Annotated in this window: 16 protein-coding genes; 10 read left to right on the forward strand and 6 right to left on the reverse strand. The window is 62.7% G+C overall.

Annotated elements, in window-relative coordinates:
- Nucleotides 1–75: 75 nt before the first annotated feature.
- The 4 genes from choV to P9254_RS07185 all read right to left on the reverse strand — a co-directional run bounded on the left by choV (nucleotide 76) and on the right by P9254_RS07185 (nucleotide 3,311).
- A complete protein-coding gene (gene choV / locus P9254_RS07170) occupies nucleotides 76–1,257 on the reverse strand; it encodes a choline ABC transporter ATP-binding protein (RefSeq protein WP_278054561.1) in 1,182 nt (393 codons plus the stop codon).
- Nucleotides 1,254–2,108 (reverse strand): choline ABC transporter permease subunit, encoded by an 855-nt coding sequence (gene choW, locus P9254_RS07175; protein WP_066994259.1) that lies wholly within the window; start codon nucleotides 2,106–2,108, stop codon nucleotides 1,254–1,256. Before choW ends, choV begins: the two co-directional genes overlap by 4 nt.
- Nucleotides 2,109–2,229: 121 nt before the next feature.
- On the reverse strand, nucleotides 2,230–3,165 hold the full coding sequence (locus P9254_RS07180; protein WP_127242184.1) for a choline ABC transporter substrate-binding protein: 936 nt from the start codon (nucleotides 3,163–3,165) through the stop codon (nucleotides 2,230–2,232).
- 23 nt (nucleotides 3,166–3,188) lie between these two features.
- Complete coding sequence (locus tag P9254_RS07185; protein WP_259979959.1) at nucleotides 3,189–3,311, reverse strand: hypothetical protein; 123 nt, start codon at nucleotides 3,309–3,311, stop codon at nucleotides 3,189–3,191.
- Nucleotides 3,312–3,398: 87 nt separating this feature from the next.
- Between P9254_RS07185 and P9254_RS07190 the strand changes: the two genes are divergently transcribed.
- From P9254_RS07190 to P9254_RS07230, 9 genes are all read left to right on the forward strand, one after another.
- Complete coding sequence (locus P9254_RS07190) at nucleotides 3,399–4,010, forward strand: thymidine kinase (RefSeq protein WP_066994253.1); 612 nt, start codon at nucleotides 3,399–3,401, stop codon at nucleotides 4,008–4,010.
- A 333-nt stretch (nucleotides 4,011–4,343) separates the two neighbouring features.
- Nucleotides 4,344–5,432, forward strand: coding sequence for a hypothetical protein (locus tag P9254_RS07195; RefSeq protein ID WP_067326485.1), 1,089 nt, complete (start codon nucleotides 4,344–4,346; stop codon nucleotides 5,430–5,432).
- Between the two features lie 34 nt (nucleotides 5,433–5,466).
- Nucleotides 5,467–6,612 (forward strand): hypothetical protein, encoded by a 1,146-nt coding sequence (locus P9254_RS07200; RefSeq protein ID WP_127215404.1) that lies wholly within the window; start codon nucleotides 5,467–5,469, stop codon nucleotides 6,610–6,612.
- Between the two features lie 24 nt (nucleotides 6,613–6,636).
- Nucleotides 6,637–8,547: an AAA family ATPase gene (locus P9254_RS07205; RefSeq protein ID WP_278054562.1), complete on the forward strand. Its 1,911-nt coding sequence runs from the start codon at nucleotides 6,637–6,639 to the stop codon at nucleotides 8,545–8,547.
- Between the two features lie 102 nt (nucleotides 8,548–8,649).
- Complete coding sequence (locus tag P9254_RS07210) at nucleotides 8,650–9,066, forward strand: endonuclease domain-containing protein (protein ID WP_278054563.1); 417 nt, start codon at nucleotides 8,650–8,652, stop codon at nucleotides 9,064–9,066.
- Nucleotides 9,067–9,175: 109 nt separating this feature from the next.
- Nucleotides 9,176–10,483, forward strand: a complete 1,308-nt coding sequence (locus tag P9254_RS07215) for a DUF6638 family protein (RefSeq protein WP_278054564.1) — start codon at nucleotides 9,176–9,178, stop codon at nucleotides 10,481–10,483.
- A 15-nt stretch (nucleotides 10,484–10,498) separates the two neighbouring features.
- Nucleotides 10,499–11,623: a DUF2333 family protein gene (locus P9254_RS07220; protein WP_127241736.1), complete on the forward strand. Its 1,125-nt coding sequence runs from the start codon at nucleotides 10,499–10,501 to the stop codon at nucleotides 11,621–11,623.
- Nucleotides 11,624–12,000: 377 nt separating this feature from the next.
- Nucleotides 12,001–13,680, forward strand: coding sequence for a formate--tetrahydrofolate ligase (locus P9254_RS07225; RefSeq protein ID WP_067326468.1), 1,680 nt, complete (start codon nucleotides 12,001–12,003; stop codon nucleotides 13,678–13,680).
- An 18-nt stretch (nucleotides 13,681–13,698) separates the two neighbouring features.
- On the forward strand, nucleotides 13,699–13,848 hold the full coding sequence (locus tag P9254_RS07230; RefSeq protein ID WP_156751097.1) for a hypothetical protein: 150 nt from the start codon (nucleotides 13,699–13,701) through the stop codon (nucleotides 13,846–13,848).
- Between the two features lie 5 nt (nucleotides 13,849–13,853).
- On the opposite strand, the gene P9254_RS07235 is transcribed toward P9254_RS07230, so the two are convergent.
- Entirely contained in the window at nucleotides 13,854–14,495 is a 642-nt protein-coding gene (locus P9254_RS07235; protein WP_278054567.1) for a cysteine hydrolase family protein, read from the reverse strand.
- Between the two features lie 127 nt (nucleotides 14,496–14,622).
- On the opposite strand from P9254_RS07235, the gene P9254_RS07240 reads away from it, so the two are divergent.
- Nucleotides 14,623–15,606, forward strand: coding sequence for a helix-turn-helix domain-containing protein (locus tag P9254_RS07240; RefSeq protein WP_127243256.1), 984 nt, complete (start codon nucleotides 14,623–14,625; stop codon nucleotides 15,604–15,606).
- Here P9254_RS07240 and P9254_RS07245 read toward each other — a convergent pair.
- Entirely contained in the window at nucleotides 15,593–16,150 is a 558-nt protein-coding gene (locus tag P9254_RS07245) for a sugar O-acetyltransferase (RefSeq protein WP_067326458.1), read from the reverse strand. The genes P9254_RS07240 and P9254_RS07245 overlap by 14 nt on opposite strands.
- Nucleotides 16,151–16,196: the final 46 nt, after the last annotated feature.

Consider the following 16,196-nt stretch of genomic DNA (forward strand, 5'->3'; position numbering starts at 1 on the left):
GGCTGCCGACCAAGTCTAGATCAAGCATGAGGTGCCCGCCAGCGAACACTTCATGCTTGAGTTAAGGCCGAGCTCCTACCGCCTGAGCACCGCGCTCAGCACGTCGCGGATGCCGATCGCGCCGACGAAGCGCGAGCCTTCGTCGAACAGCGCCACCGGTGCCGTCTGCGAGCGGTGCATGGCGAGCATCACCGTCTTCAGCGACGTGCCGGGATTGGCCCAGAACACCTGCGCACCCTCCTCCGGCTGCCTCTCGACCTCGGCGCAGGATACCCACACCGCCGGCTTGCCGTCGCGTTCGGCCGCCGCCACCAGGCCATGCTCGTCGATCTTGAAGCGCGTCGTCTTGCGCCGGTCGAGCCAGACCCAGCCATTCTCGCCCTGCTCGAGATCGCGGCGGTCGCGCATCACGTTCCAGGCGGTGAGCACCGAGAGCGGATTCACATTGGCGATGAAGTCGCGGACATAGTCGTTGGCCGGCCTGAGCACGATGTCTTCCGGCGCGCCGGTCTGGACGATGCGCCCGCCTTCCATGATGGTGATGTGGCTGCCGATCTTCAGCGCCTCCTCGAGGTCGTGGCTGACGAAGATGATGGTCTTCTTCAGCGCCGCCTGGAGCTGCAGGAGCTCGTCCTGCAGCTTGGTGCGGATCAGCGGATCGAGGGCCGAGAACGGCTCGTCCATCAACAGGATCGGCGCCTCGGTGGCGAAGGCGCGGGCGAGGCCGACGCGCTGCTGCATGCCGCCCGAAAGTTCATGCGCGTATTTCTTCGACCACTGGTCGAGATGGACCAGCTGGAGCTGCTTCTGCACCCGTGCCTTGCGCTCGGCCTCCGGCACGCCGGCGAGCTCCAGACCGAAGCCGACATTCTCCTCGACCGTTCGCCACGGCAGCAGGCCGAACTGTTGGAACACCATCGCCACCTGCTTCTGCCGCAGGCGTCTCAGCGTCGGCTCATCGCAGGTGACCACGTCGACCGTGCGGTCGCCGTCATTGACCAGCACCTGGCCGCGCGACACCACGTTCAACCGGTTGACGGCTCTCAGCAGCGTCGACTTGCCGGAGCCGGAAAGCCCCATCAGCACCGAGATCTCGCCCTCATGCACGGTGAGGTTGGCGCCGGCGCAGCCCAGCACTTTGCCGGTCTTTTCGAGGATTTCGGCGCGGGTTGCGCCCTGGTCGATCAGCGCGAGGGATTGCGCCTGGTCGGCACCGAAGACGATATCGACATTCTTGAAATCGACGGCGACGGTCATTTCTTGCCTCCAACGCCGATGCGGGTCATGCGATCGAGCACGATGGCGAGCACGACGATGGCAAGGCCTGCTTCAAGCCCGAGGTCGATCTTGCGGGAGCCCAGCGCGCGGTTGATTTCGGTGCCCAGACCGCCGGCGCCGATCAGCGCCGCGAACACCACCATCGACAGCGACAGCATGATCGACTGGGTCAGCCCCGCCATGATCGTGGGCAGCGCCGAGGGCAATTCGACCTTCCACAGAAGCTGGTTCTTGGTGGCGCCGAAGGACTCGCCCGCCTCGATGATCGCCTTGGGCACCGAGACGATGCCGAGATGGGTGAGACGCACCGCCGTCGGGATGACGAAGATGATGGTGACGATGAGGCCGGGCGCGTTGCCCAGCCCGAACAGCGTCAGCACCGGGATCAGGTAGACGAAGGTCGGCAGCGTCTGCATCAGGTCAAGCACCGGCAGCATCACGCGGTAGACCTTCGGCTTGTGCGCCGCCCAGATGCCGAGCGGCACGCCGATCGCCATTGCCATGGCGGCGGCGGCCACCACCAGCACCAGTGTCTGCACCGTCTGCTTCCAAAGGTTCTGGTTGATGATGAAGATGAGGCCGATGAAGACCCCGATGGCGAGCGGCCGCGAGCGTTGCAGGAACCAGGCGATGACGGCGACGACCAGCGCCAGCAGAACCGGCGGCAGCATCAGCAGGAGGTCCACCGCCCCGTCGAGGATGAAGTTCAGGCCGTTCGAAAAGGCCCTGAAGACGGTATCGAAATTCTCGGTGAGGAAGCCGAAGAAGGCCTTGCCCCATGGACCTATGGGAATCTTGTAGGCGACCAGAAATTTCGAGATCGGATCCATCTTTCCCCTCTTTGGTCCTTGCCGCCCCTGCCGAGCGGTCACCTTCTCACAGCATATGAAAAAGGGCAGCCTTTTCCAGCGGCTGCCCCTTTCCGGAGATCATGCCGGACTCAAAGCCGGCTCAGCTCCCGAGCGCAGTCTTGATGGCCGCAGCCGCATCGCCGCCGTCGAAGGTGGTCACGCCGGCGATCCAGGGCGCGATCGCGTCCGGATGCTTCTTCAGCCAGTCGGTGGCGACCGTCTGGGCATCGCCGCCTTTCAGGATCGCGTCCATCATCTCGCCTTCCATATCGAGATTGAATTTCAGGTTGGAGATGAACTTGCCGGCATTCGGGCACTCGGCGGTGTAGCCCTTGCGCGTGTTGGTATAGACGGTGGCGGCGCCGAAACCGCTGTCGCCCATCCCTTCGAGATAGGTGATCTTCATCGCGCCCATCACCGGATGCGGCGTCCAGCCGAGGAAGGCGATCCACTCATTGTTCTTCATCGACTGCTCGGCCTGCGTCAGCATGCCGGCTTCCGAGGACTCGACCAGCTCGAAACCTTCGAGATTGTCCTTCGGGTTCTTGATCATGTCGAGGATGATGCGGTTGCCGTCATTGCCGGCCTCGATGCCGTAGATCTTGCCGTTGAACTTGTCCTTGAACTTGCCGAGATCGGTCAGCGTCTTGACGCCCGCATCCGCGACATAGGTCGGCACGACGATGCCGTAGCCGGCGCCGGTCAGGTTGGTGCTTACCGTCTCGACCGAGCCGTCGGCGGTATAGTCCTTGATGTCATTGGTCATCGACGGCATCCAGTTGCCGAGAAAGACGTCGAGGTCCTTGTTCTTCAGCGACGCATAGGTCACCGGCACCGAAAGCTGGATCACCTGCGGCTCGTAGCCGAGCGCGGTGAGCAGCACCGAAGCCAGCCCGGTGGTTGCCTGGATATCGGTCCAGCCGACATCGGACAGTCGCACGGCCTTGCAGCTCGCCGGATCGCCGGCATAGGCCGCGGTCGTGGACAGAAGCGCCGCCAGCCCGAGGCCGGCGACGAAGGATTTCATACGCGACATGAACTTTCTCCCATTGCGGTTTTTTAAAGCGGCGCGAAGTCACGGTTCTTGCGCCCGCCTTGTTTCGCCAGCCAAACACCATTTTGATGCGGTTTCAAGCGGTTCCACACCGCGATCAACGGCGCGCGCTTGCCATTCAGCGACATGCCGCGCTTTCCGGCGGGCCCGCTTTTTTGGTGGAAGGAGCCCGCGGCTCCTTCCCCGCCCCGCGGCAATTGAGCTTAAACACCCATATGGCCAAGCTCTACTTCAACTACGCAACGATGAATGCCGGCAAGACGACGATGCTCCTGCAGGCATCCTACAACTATCGCGAACGCGGCATGACGACGATGCTGTTCGTCGCCGGCCATTATCGCAACGGCGACAAGGGACTGATCTCGTCGCGCATCGGTCTCGAGACCGAGGCCGAGATGTTCCGCGACGGCGACGATCTCTACGCCCGCGTCGCCGAGCATCATGAGCACACCACCGTGCATTGCATCTTCGTCGACGAGGCGCAGTTCCTCGAGGAGGAGCAGGTCTGGCAGCTGGCCCGCATCGCCGACCGGCTGAACATCCCGGTCATGTGCTACGGCCTGCGCACCGATTTCCAAGGCAAGTTGTTTTCCGGCTCGCGCGCGCTGCTCGCCATCGCCGACGATCTGCGCGAAGTGCGCACCATCTGCCGCTGCGGCCGCAAGGCGACGATGGTCGTTCGCCTCGGTCCCGACGGCAAGGTGGCAAAGCAAGGCGAGCAGGTGGCGATCGGCAAGGACGTCTATGTCTCGCTCTGCCGCCGGCACTGGGAAGAGGAAATGGGCAGGGCTGCGCCCGACGACTTCATCGGCTTTGCCCGCAACTGAGACGGGGAGCCTCGCGACTTCCGACTAAGTTGGGCAATCGCTGCCATCGGCCGGCTGATGGCCGCTTGATTGCCACGATTCGGCACAACAGATTTGCACACTTCCCAGCGCCGCAGCTTGTCCGCAAAAACAAGAGCTTAAGGCATACCAGCTAAAGCTGCCTGAAGGCGGCGCGCATTACTCGGCATGAGCATGCTTGCCTTATCTTTCAAGGACCTGGCCAATTCTTTTGTTTTGCCACGTCTCCCTGTCTTCCTTCTTTCAATCCCTTGAGCCCCCACATATATTCGGCGACGTGCGACACGAAACCGGATGCCGAAGCGGGAGGCCCCTATGGCGACGTTGCAGAATTTCGATGCCGAAATTGCCAAGACCAAGCGGGTCGTCGAGGACATGCGCACCAAGATCGAGCAGTCCGGAACCGTGCTCGACACGCTGGCGCAGGCCGACAGGAAGATCGGCGATGCCAATTTCGACCTCGAGAACGCCCGCATCGAGGACGTGCTGAAACAGCAGAAGGTCATGGAAGGCAATATCGCCGACCTGATCATCGGGCTGGAGGACGCCACCAATGTCTTCGGCGCCGAATTCGAGAGCATGAAGAGCTACACCGGCTGGGAAAATCTCGTCGGCGTCTTCTCCGAGCAGCGCAAGCAGCGCATGCGCACCGACCGCGTGCGCAACATGTCGCTCGCCGGTAATTTGCAGGAGCTGCTGGCGAAATCGGACACCATCGTCGGCATCCTGAAAGCCCAGAAGCAGATCCTAGACCAGCGCTACAAGACCTCCGAAGCTAGCCTGTCGCAGGTGATCGAGCGCCGCAAGGCGACTATGACCAATCTCGAGGCGGTGCAGAAACGCATCGAGGAACTCAACCCGATGCTGCTCGACATCGAGAACAAGATCGCCGCCTCGACCAGCCAGAAGGAACGCACCCAGCTCGAGGGCGAGCGTTCGAAGATGGCGACCGAGTACAACGAGAAGCAGGCCAAGGAGCAGGAGCTGCTGGCCGAAAGCCAGACGCTGGAGCGCTACACCTCGATGTTTCAGACGTTTGTCGATTCCCTCAACAACCAGATCGCCGCGCAGTCGACGCTGATCAACAAGCTGACAATCGACACCGAGCAGCGCATCGTGCTCTACAAAGCTCTGGAAGACTCGCTGAAGACGGCCGCCCAGCAGGACGTCGCCCACAAGATCAACACGCTGGGCAGCCAGGTCGACAACACGGCCGAGGAGACGATGGCCGGCATCGGCGCCGCTTCGCAGAAGCACATCGGCGATCTCTTGGAGATGCACGAGAAGAATATGGTGGCCACCGCCGACATCCAGCGCCGCAAGAAACTCGCCGACGACGCCTTCGCCCGCCGCTTCGACGAGGTGATGAAGAAGCACAATTCGGCGAACTACGTGCAGCAGTAGGCGGTGTGACGGCATTCTTCGACACGGCGGTGCCATGACCCCCGAAAATGAAGCGGCGGCGCGCTACTTCTTCGCCATCACCGCAGCGCTGAGCGGGCTCGAACTGTTCATGCGCGACGACCGCTCGCCGCTCTACCGGCACGGCATCGTCGCCAAGATCGTCGCCGAATACATCGCCCGGCTGGAAAACTCATTCGACTGCTGGCGCAACCGGCTGGGCTTCATGGATACGTTCCGCATTTCGCGCGCCGACAGCGGCTATCCGGTGTTCCAGAATCTGCTCGAATTGGAGAACGACCGCCGACAGGCAGATAGCCGGTTGGCCAACATTCCGCAGGCCGGCGAGTTGCGCGAGGAGATGGCCGACTTCATCCTGCGCCACAAGGAATTGCCTGTGGCGCTGCAAAGGTCGATGGCCGAGCGGCTCTATCTGGAGGGTGTCAAGAGCGAGACCACCTTCGGTCCGTTCACCCTGGCGCAGACGGCCAAAGTCTCGGTCAATCCGAAGACCATGCGGCCTTACTACCTCGTCCACTGGGCCTCGTTCGACGGCAGCGCCAACCTGCCGCTGATCTATATGGTGACGGTCGAGGACTCCTCCGAGAGCATGGTGCGACAGCTCGTCGACGCGAACGGCAAGCTGAACGAGAAGATCGACATTCCGCTTCCTGTCGATGGCCTGCTCAACCCCGAGCTTGCCCACCGCTTCGACGATTTCACCGAGAAGAATTCCGCCTACACGCTGTCGCCGGCGACCATCGCGGTCAATCTCGACAAGGATTTCGAGCCGCTGCACCCGAAGCAGTTGCGGCGCGTCGTGCTCGGCCCGTTCTATTCGGCCGGGATCACCGAGAACAATTCGACCGTTACCGAGGTTCTGGCCAAGGTGCGCAAGCCGGAGAACGCCTGGCTGCTCACTTGGACCATCCAGGAAGTCTTTTCCAAGTCCGAGAAGCCCGGCCGCAAGGGGCTGTTCTCCAGCGAAAAGTCTACGCAGGAATTCTTCATCAACACCGACGACCTCGAAGCGGCGCGCCAAGGCGTCTCCAGCTACGAGAACCACGCGCTGATCCCGCACGAGGCCTATCAGGCGCTCTATGCCGCGGGCGAAGCGCAGAAGATCTTTTCCGGCTACAAGGTCCACATCCTGTCCAAAGGGCAGGTCATCAGCGATGTGTGACCGTCGAATCGCGGAGTATCCGTAATGGACACCGGGCTGACCACGATCTCGGAATCGACAATCGAAAAGCATCGCGCCACCGCGCAGAGCTTCATCACCCGCATCGTCGTGCTGGAGGATCCATCGCGCGAGTCCGGCACCGCGCTCGCCGGCACCAACCGGCGCTTCGTCTCGACCGTCTCGGCCGGTTCGGTGCGCCGCACGCGCGAGGTCGAACTGTCGAAAACGGTCGCCGCGATCCATCCCGACGACCAGCTGATGAGCATCCCCCAGCACATGCTTCTCTACCGCGCCCGCCGCGGCCTGGCGATCGCGCTGGCCATATCGGATGTCTTTGCCGAGGGATCCGATCTCGAAAGCCTGCAGGCCAAGAACGCGCGTGCCCCGCTCGAAGGCGACGAGGCGGCGACATTCAAGAAGCTGCTGTCGGCCTCCGCCTACGTTTCGGCTTTCAGCTTCGCCTCCTACCTGTTCCAGCTGATCGACAGCGACGGCGAGGCGCCGAACGACAGTCCCGAACCCGACTTCCTGTTCGACACGCCGCAGGACGCGGTGAAGTCGATCGTGGCAGGCCTCGACAAGGCGATTGCCGGCTCCAAAGACGATGCCGATCTGATGACCAGGGCGCGCGCATTCGCCCGCGTTGCCATCGACGGGCTGCTCGCGCGCAAGGGGCGCTTCGACGGCATCGGTCCGTTCGAGAACGCGCATATCCGCATTGATGCCGACGACTTCACCCTCGACGGTTTCGACGTCGCGCCCGGCAAGCGCTTGAAGCCGCTGGTGATGACCTTCAAGAAGCCGGAAGAGGTCGTCGGCAATCACATTGCCAAATACCAGTCGGTAAAGCTTGCCAAGATGCTGATGGCCTATGATTTCGAACGCGAGCTGAACCCCTTCGTCGAGCTCGGCGGCTTTCTGTTCACCTTCATCGGCGACGGCGCGCCAGGCACCGGCAAGACGACGCTGATCCAGATGATCGCCGGCCTCGTAAACAACTATTCTCAGGTCGCCGGCTATCCCTTCGTCTACGAGAATTTCGGGGTCGACCAGATTTCTTCCTACCAGGGCAAATCCGGCCAGAACTGCCGCCAGTTCATCAACAATGTGCTCAATCCGCGAACCATCGGTTTCGGCACTATCGACGACATCGACCAGGTGGCGGCGCGCCGCTCCGACGACCGCGCATCCGCCGGCCAGCAGGAGATCACGGGCGTCCTCATGGACGCCTTTGCCGGCGCTTCCACCGTGGTGCGCGGCAACTGCTCCTTCGGCATGTTTTCCAACTACCCCGAAAATGTCGACGACGCACTCCGCCAGCGCGCCGGCGCCCGCTGGCTGGTCGACGGCCCGCAGAGCCGCGACGACTACATCGACATCTTCGTGCTGCTCGCCGGCAAGAACCACAAGATCCCGCTGGGCGAGCACGAGCTCTATGCCGCGCAGGAAATCCAGCGTGCGGTGACTGCGGCTTATGAGGAGCACGAGAAGCCGCAGGAAGATGGGCTGATGAAGGTCTATGAGCGCTATATGAAGGAGAACGGCGCGCCGAAGACGATGGCCGATATCGGCACCTACCTGCACATGATCAAGGATGCCGAGCCGCGCTTCACCGGCCGCGCCATCAAGAATGTGACCGACGCCATCAAGATGCGCGCCATGGATATCGAGCTGCCGGACGACTGGTTCGAGAAGCCGGAAGCCTTCATGCACAAGAGCTACGACGACAAGAAGGCGATGATCGAGGAGTTGCGCGGGCCGTTCTCGATGGACATGGTCATGCAGGAGATCAACCGCTACGCCGATTCCGAATTCCGCTACTCCGACAAGTCCGACGACGCGGCGGTCGAGAAGCTTTTGCGCGACGCGCGGCTGCGCGAACGCGCCGTGCGCGAGATGGAGGAGCTGAAGAAGAAGGGGCTTTGGAATGCGTAGGCCTCCTTCGCTGCCCGCAAGTGCGGAAGGATGTGGTGCCAACGTCGGCGCCTCCCTCTCCCCGTCCTTCACGGGGAGAGGGTAAGGGTGAGGGGCAGCGCCGTGCGTGGACCAGAAGTCGCTACAACGAAACGGGCAAGACGCCTCCGGCAGTCGGATAACGACGCGGAAACAGCTCTTTGGATGGAACTGCGCGACAGACGATTGAATGGCCATAAGTTTGTGCGGCAGTTTCCGATAGGCAATTATTTCGCTGATTTTGCCTGCAGGGAGTGCCAGCTCGTTGTCGAGGTCGATGGCAGCCAGCATGCAGGCAACAGCTACGACCAGATCAGGGATCGCTTCCTGGTCTCAAACAATTGGTCCGTTCTCCGCTTCTGGAATGTCGATGTCTTGAAGAAGCGGGATGAGGTGCTCGAAACCATACTTGCTGCGATCGAATGCCGTCTCGATCGTCTGATCGAGACGCACGAGCTTCGATTTATTGCTGCCAGCGGCTACGGGGAGACAAATCTTTGATCGTTGGCGCCGCCCCTCACCCTTACCCTCTCCCCGTCAAGAACGGGGAGAGGGGGGCGTCGGCGTTGCCGCTTCGCCTTTCGAGGCTACATCCGTCGGACCTTTGCCAATGACCCGTCCCGCCAAAAAGCCCGACCTTCTGCGCGACAACGAGCTGATCTATGGCAGGCTGCTCGTCGTCGATGAGCCGCATCTCATCCAGCGCTACAACAAGGCTCTCGTCGCCTTCGGCCTCGAGCCGACCAAGCTGACGAGCTTCCAGATCGACCGCACTGGTTTCTCGCCCGAGGTGGCCGAGGAATGCGGCGACTACGGCTATCTCGATCCCAACGAGGTCAACCGGCGCTTCATCATCCTGACGCCGTCGCAGATCGATCTGCCGGTCGTGCACACCGCCTTCTCCAACACCTCGCAGCTGATGTTCGAGTTCATGTCCAAGAACCAGCGCGCCATCGACGCGCTGACCATCAAGGACGTCATCTACGGCGAGATCGAGGACTCCGTCCCCAAGGTCGACGACATCGAGGACCTGCTGTCGATCAATCAGGTCGAGTTCAAGGTTTTGTCGGCCGAGGACGTGCTCGGCAAGGCGGCCGAGCTCGGCAAGCTGGTCGACCGGCTGAAGCAGGAGCCCGACGCCTGGCGCGACAACGCCATGCTCGAGCGCATGGTCGGCCTCGCCAAGGTCTGCGGCGACATCCGCGAGAACGCGCTGGTGCCCGATCAGGTGATCTTCCGCCACAACGCCTACTGGACCAGCCATTTCGGCGGGCTCTACGTCTTCGTCGACCCCGACATGACGACGGTGATCAGCGATCCGGCAGCCCCCGGCTTCCGCCGCTCGCGGCCGTGGCAGGTCAGCTATCTGTCGATCAACGACGCCGACAAGGTATTCCGCTTCCTCACCGCCACCGGCCGCCTGGACCTGCCGCGCGCTTCCTGGATCGAGACCTCGGGCTATCTGGAGCACCGCGCCGAGATGGTGGTGAGGGCGCTGATCCGCGATGCCGAGCCCAACCGCAACCTGACGGACGTCGACAAGGTCTGGCTGCAGACCTGGATCCACAGCCATGCCGACCTGATTGCCAGCGACGGCAATTTCCCTTTCCTCAACGCCGCCAAGCGCGAGATCGCCCAGTTCGGCCACCTGAAGCTTGAAGATGTGCCGCCGCGCCAGCGCTTCCTGGTTGTGCGCGCCAAGCCCGATCATCCCGATGCCTGGCTCACCTATCAGTTGATCTCGGATTTCGTGCCGCAGGACTTCGTCTCGCGCTACGTCTTCAATAAACCGGGCTTCTACAAGGACTTCGACGGCTTCAGCGATGCATGGCGATCGCATGTTGTGGACGTTCTGAAAACCACATATTTGAAGGACAAGGCGGCATTCCGCGCGCGCCTTTACGGCTTGACGGACTGAGGGGGGACGAGAGCCATGCTTGATCCGATCGTGAATTTCTTCACCCGGATTTTCCAGTGGATCGGCCGCGGCATAGGCTTCGTCGTCGGCATTATTCTCTGGCCGTTCATATGGGCCGGCCGCTGGTACGGCCAGCGCGGCTGGATCCTGAAGGCGGTGGTCGGCCTTGCCTTGCTGGTTTTGATCGGCCTTTACGCCAACTTCTTCTACGCCACCCAGTGGTGGAACAATTTCGACCCGAACTATCCCGACAAATACACCTTCGAGAAGCGCAGCGTCTCGGCCGGCGAGCAGGTCTCCGCCGGCGCTGGCACCGACACCGCCAAGACCTGCGGCAACTCAGGGATAGCCCAGGTGGCTGCCGATCTGACGGACTTCAACGTCAACCAGAATGCCTGGGTCTCCTCGATGATCCTTTACAAGCTCGGCTTGTTCGGCATCGACTGGGACCATACGCCGTGGATGGACAACAAGGCCTCCTTCCAGCGCGGCATCAACCAGGGGGTCCGGCGCACCGCCACCGAGCTTGCCGACAATCTCGGCCGCGTGCGCACCACCTCGCAGATCGACGCCGACCTGCAGGATGCACGCGGCAATCTGCAATTCGACGAAGAGACCTGGTATTTCGGCCTCAACCCGTTCGGCCCCAAGACGCCGACGCCGAGCTACTACCGCGACGCGGTGCGCAAGCTGCGCTCCTTCAACGCTCGCCTTGCCAGCTGTCAGGCGACGTTCGATGCCCGCGCCGACAATCTGAAGCAATATATCGACCGCATCGCCAGCGACATCGGCTCGACCTCCGCGATCTTGAAGGAGCGCGCCGAGAACCATAATGACGGCTGGTTCGACTTCCGCGCCGACGACCGCTTCTGGTTCGCCTATGGCCAGCTCTACGCCTATTACGGCCTGATGAAAGCGGCGCAGGCCGACTTCGAGGACGTGATCAAGGAAAAGCACCTGCAGAATTTGTGGGACACCATGGACGCGCAATTCGTCTCGGCACTGCGCATCCAGCCCTTCATCATCGCCAACGGCCGCGAGGACGGCTGGCTGCTGCCAACGCATCTGACGACCATGGGCTTCTATATCCTGCGCGTGCGCTCCAACATGGTCGAGATCAGCAACGTGCTCAGCCAATAGCGCTGCTGCCACCGCAGGACGGTGGCGGATTTGCGTCGTCGCGTCTGTCGCATTCCGTGCATTGCGCGGCTGTTTTGAGACGGCGGAACGATCCCTGCTCTGGCTTCTATACGCTCGCAACGACCGGGCGCCAAAGACCCTTGGGAAGGTCGGCCGGGAACGCAATAATTTCTTTACAGGAAACATAGTTGCATGAAAGTTGACGCCGTGACAGCGACAGGGTTAGAACATGCCCTCGCGTCCGGGCGGAAACGCAGAACCGCCCTGTTTCCTCGTTTTAACGCAATTCCGGACGGCAGACCGTCTCACACTTTTCCTGGAATTGCTGTAGTGATCGAACCCCTCCCCTCCACCGCCCAATCCAGAGGAAAGCCGTCATGGCCGAAGTGAAGTCCGACATCGAGATCGCGCGCGCCGCCAGGAAGAAACCGATCCAGGAGATCGGCGCCAAGATCGGCATCCCTTACGAGCACCTGCTGCCCTATGGCCACGACAAGGCGAAGGTCTCGGCCGAATTCATCAAATCGGTGCGGGGCAACAAGGACGGCAAGCTGATCCTCGTCACCGCCATCAACCCGACGCCTGCCGGCGAAGGCAAGACGACCACTACGGTCGGCCTCGGCGACGGCCTGAACCGCATCGGCAAGAAGGCGATCGTGTGCATCCGCGAAGCCTCGCTCGGCCCGAACTTCGGCATGAAGGGTGGCGCCGCCGGCGGCGGCCTGGCCCAGGTGGTGCCGATGGACGATATGAACCTCCACTTCACCGGTGACTTCCACGCCATCACCACGGCCCACAACCTGCTTTCGGCGCTGATCGACAACCACATCTACTGGGGCAACGAGCTCGGCATCGATACCCGTCGCGTCGCCTGGCGCCGCGTCATGGACATGAACGACCGGGCGCTGCGCGAGATCATCTGCTCGCTGGGCGGCGTCGCCAACGGCTTCCCCCGTGAGGCCGGCTTCGACATCACCGTCGCTTCGGAAGTCATGGCGATCCTGTGCCTTGCCACCGACCTCAAGGATCTTGAGAAGCGCCTCGGCGACATCATCGTTGCCTACCGCCGCGACAAGTCGCCGGTCTATGCCCGCGATCTCAAGGCCGACGGCGCCATGGCCGTGCTTTTGAAGGACGCCATCCAGCCCAACCTGGTGCAGACGCTGGAGAACAACCCGGCCTTCGTGCATGGCGGCCCGTTCGCCAACATCGCGCATGGCTGCAACTCGGTCGTCGCCACCACGACGGCGCTGAAGCTTGCCGACTACGTCGTGACCGAAGCCGGCTTCGGCGCCGACCTGGGAGCCGAAAAATTCTTCGACATCAAGTGCCGCAAGGCCGGGCTCCAGCCGGCGGCCGCCGTGATCGTCGCCACCGTGCGCGCCATGAAGATGAATGGCGGCGTCAAGAAGGAAGATCTCGGCAAGGAAAACATCGAAGCGGTCAAGAAGGGCTGCCTCAACCTCGGCCGTCACATCGAGAACGTGAAGCAGTTCGGCGTGCCGGCGGTGGTGGCGATCAACCACTTCACCACCGACACCGACGCCGAAATCCAGGCGATGAAGGACTTCGTCAAGGCGCAGGGCGCCGAGGCGATCCTGTGCAAGCACTGGGCTCAAGGCTCGGCCGGCATCGAGGACCTGGCGAAGAAGGTTGTCGAGATCGCCGAATCCGGCGCCTCGCAGTTCTCGCCGCTTTACCCGGACGAGATGCCGCTGTTCGAGAAGGTCAACACCATCGTCAAGCGCATCTATCGCGGCGACGAGGCGATCGCCGACAAATCGATCCGCGACCAGCTGCATGCGTGGGAACAGGCAGGCTACGGCAATCTGCCGGTCTGCATGGCCAAGACCCAGTACTCCTTCTCGACCGACCCAAACCTGCGCGGCGCGCCGACCGGCCATACCGTGCCGGTGCGCGAGGTCAGGCTCTCGGCCGGCGCCGGCTTCGTCGTCATCATCTGCGGCGAGATCATGACCATGCCCGGCCTGCCCAAGTCGCCCTCCTCGGAGAAGATCTTCCTCAACGAGCAGGGCCAGATCGAGGGCCTGTTCTAGGCAGCGTTAGGAGCTGAAATGACGAAGGGCGCCGCACTGCTGCGGTGCCCTTTTTCTTTCGGCGTTGGTGCGGCTAAAGCAATTCCAGGAAAGTGTGAGCAGTTTTCCGTCTGGAATTGCGTCAAAAACAAAAAGCCAGAGCATTTCGCCGTTTCCGTGAAACGGTGAAATGCTTAGGCAGCGTTCCGCTTTAGCGCCCGCTGGTTCGACGCATAGATCGTGTCGCGCTCCGGCAGGGCGCCGGTCTTCAGGCAATCGATCCATTCGGCGGTCTTGAGCACCGCGGCGAAGCGCGACTGCAGCACCACGCGCACCACGCGATGGATGTCTTCGGCAGACGCGTAGCCGGCGCTGTTGGCGTAGGGAACCGAGCCGCTGGCATCCGAGAGGAACTCGACCGCAAAGCCCAAATGCACCGCATGGATGATGGTCGACAGGTCGCAATTATGCGTCATGTAGCCGACGACCGCGATCGTATCGATGTGGTTGGCGCGTAGCCAGTTCTCGAGGTCGGTGCCTGTGAAGGCGGAGGGCAGCGTCTTCTCGACATAGTGGTCGCGGGCGCGCCCGGCGATCTCGGGATGCAGTTCGCCGCCATGGCTGCCCTTGGCGAAGATCGGCGAAGTCTCCGGCGCCATCTGCTTCACGACAACGACCTTGATGCCGGCAGCAGTGGCGGCGTCCATGGCGCGCGCCACGTTGGCGACGCTGTCGGCGAAGGGCGGATGCTGGATGGCGAGATTGCCGCCATTGTAGTCGTTCTGGACATCGACGACGACGAGTGCGCGGCGTGGCTGGGTGGCTGGTGCTGACATGGCGGTTCCTTTCGAGCGGGTTGATAGGTGGCGAAGCTAGGCCGAACATCTATTCCCAGAAAGTGGCCCCATTGACATTATTCGAAAGAATTGGGACACTCTTTGCCGTAACCTGGTGATGTCTGCCATGCGCAATCCGATCGTCGCCGTCGTCGCCTTCGACGGCATCAGCCCGTTCCACCTTTCCGTGCCTTGCCTGGTCTTCGGCGCGGACCGCACCAAGCTCGGCCTGCCGCGCTTCGACTTCCGCGTTTGCGCGGCGGAGCAAGGACCTATCCATACCGATGCCGGTTTGAGCATTTCGGTCCCGCACGATCTTTCGGCGCTCGACCAGACCGACATCGTCATCATCCCAAGCTGGAAAGATCTCGATGCTCCTCTGGCAGCGCCGCTCAAGCATGCGCTCGAACGGGCACATAAGCGCGGCGCGCTGATCGTCGGCCTCTGCCTCGGCACCTTCGCCATCGCCGCCGCCGGACTGCTGGCGGGACGCAGGGCCACCACGCATTGGGCCTATACCGACCAGTTGCAGACGCTGCACCCCGATATCGCCGTCGATGCCGACGTGCTCTATGTCGATGAAGGCGACATCGTTACCTCGGCCGGCGTCGCCGCCGGGCTGGACTGCTGCCTGCACATTGTGCGCGCCCGCTACGGCGCCGAGGCAGCGCTTCGGCTCGCCCGCCACGTCGTGCTGTCGCCGCACCGGCAGGGCGGACAGGCTCAGTTCATCGAGCGCCCGCTCGCGCCGACGCCAAACGCCGACCGGTTCACAAAGGCACTTGACGGGGTGCGGGCAACGCTTGGCGAAGCTCACACCCTGGACAGCGTCGCCGAAGCAGCTGGCCTCACCCGCCGCACCTTCACGCGTCGCTTCCAGAAGACGACCGGCACCAGCTTCGGCAGTTGGCTGGCCGAACAGCGCTTGGCTCTGGCGCAGAGGCTGCTGGAACAGACCGACAAATCGATGGACATGGTGGCCTTCGAGGCCGGCTTCGGCAGCGCCACGTCGCTGCGCCAGCATTTCGCGGCACGGCTCAGAACCTCGCCGATGCAGTACCGGCGCGAATTCTCGAAGGGCAGCGCACGGGTCGCCCTCAGCGGCGTGTAACCATCCGCGCCGGGTTGCCGACCACGGTCGCATTGGCCGGAACGTCGCGCGTCACCACCGCGCCGGCGCCGACGATGGCGCCTTCGCCGATGCTGACGCCGGCGAGGATCACCGCGCTGCCGCCGATCCACGCGTTGTCGCCGATCGTCACCGATTTGGCGATCTCCAATCCGGCCAGCCGCCCGGCGGCCTCGCGGTGATGCTCGGCGCAATAGATCTGCACATTGGGGCCAAGCAGCGTCCTCCTGCCGATCTTCACCGGAGCGGTATCGAGAATGGTGCAACCGGCGTTCAGGAAGGCGCCCTCGCCGAGAAACAGGTTGAAGCCGTAAGCGCAGTGGAACGGCGCCTCGATGCGCGCGCCCTCGCCTAGGCCGCCGAGCAGCGCTCGCAGTGTCGCGCCGATGTCGCCGCGCTGCCGGGGCGGCATGCTGTTGTGCTCGAACACTGCGTCGCGGGCGGTCACCCGCATCGCCTCCAGCTCCGGGTCGATGCAGCTGTACCATTCACCCGCCGCCATCTTCATGCGCTCGCTTGTCGTCATGGCTGCTCCTCCATTCCCGTCCCGCTGCCAAAGCACAATCCGCCCG

Origin of the sequence: Mesorhizobium sp. WSM4983 (assembly GCF_029625765.1) — a bacterium.
Lineage (GTDB): Bacteria > Pseudomonadota > Alphaproteobacteria > Rhizobiales > Rhizobiaceae > Mesorhizobium.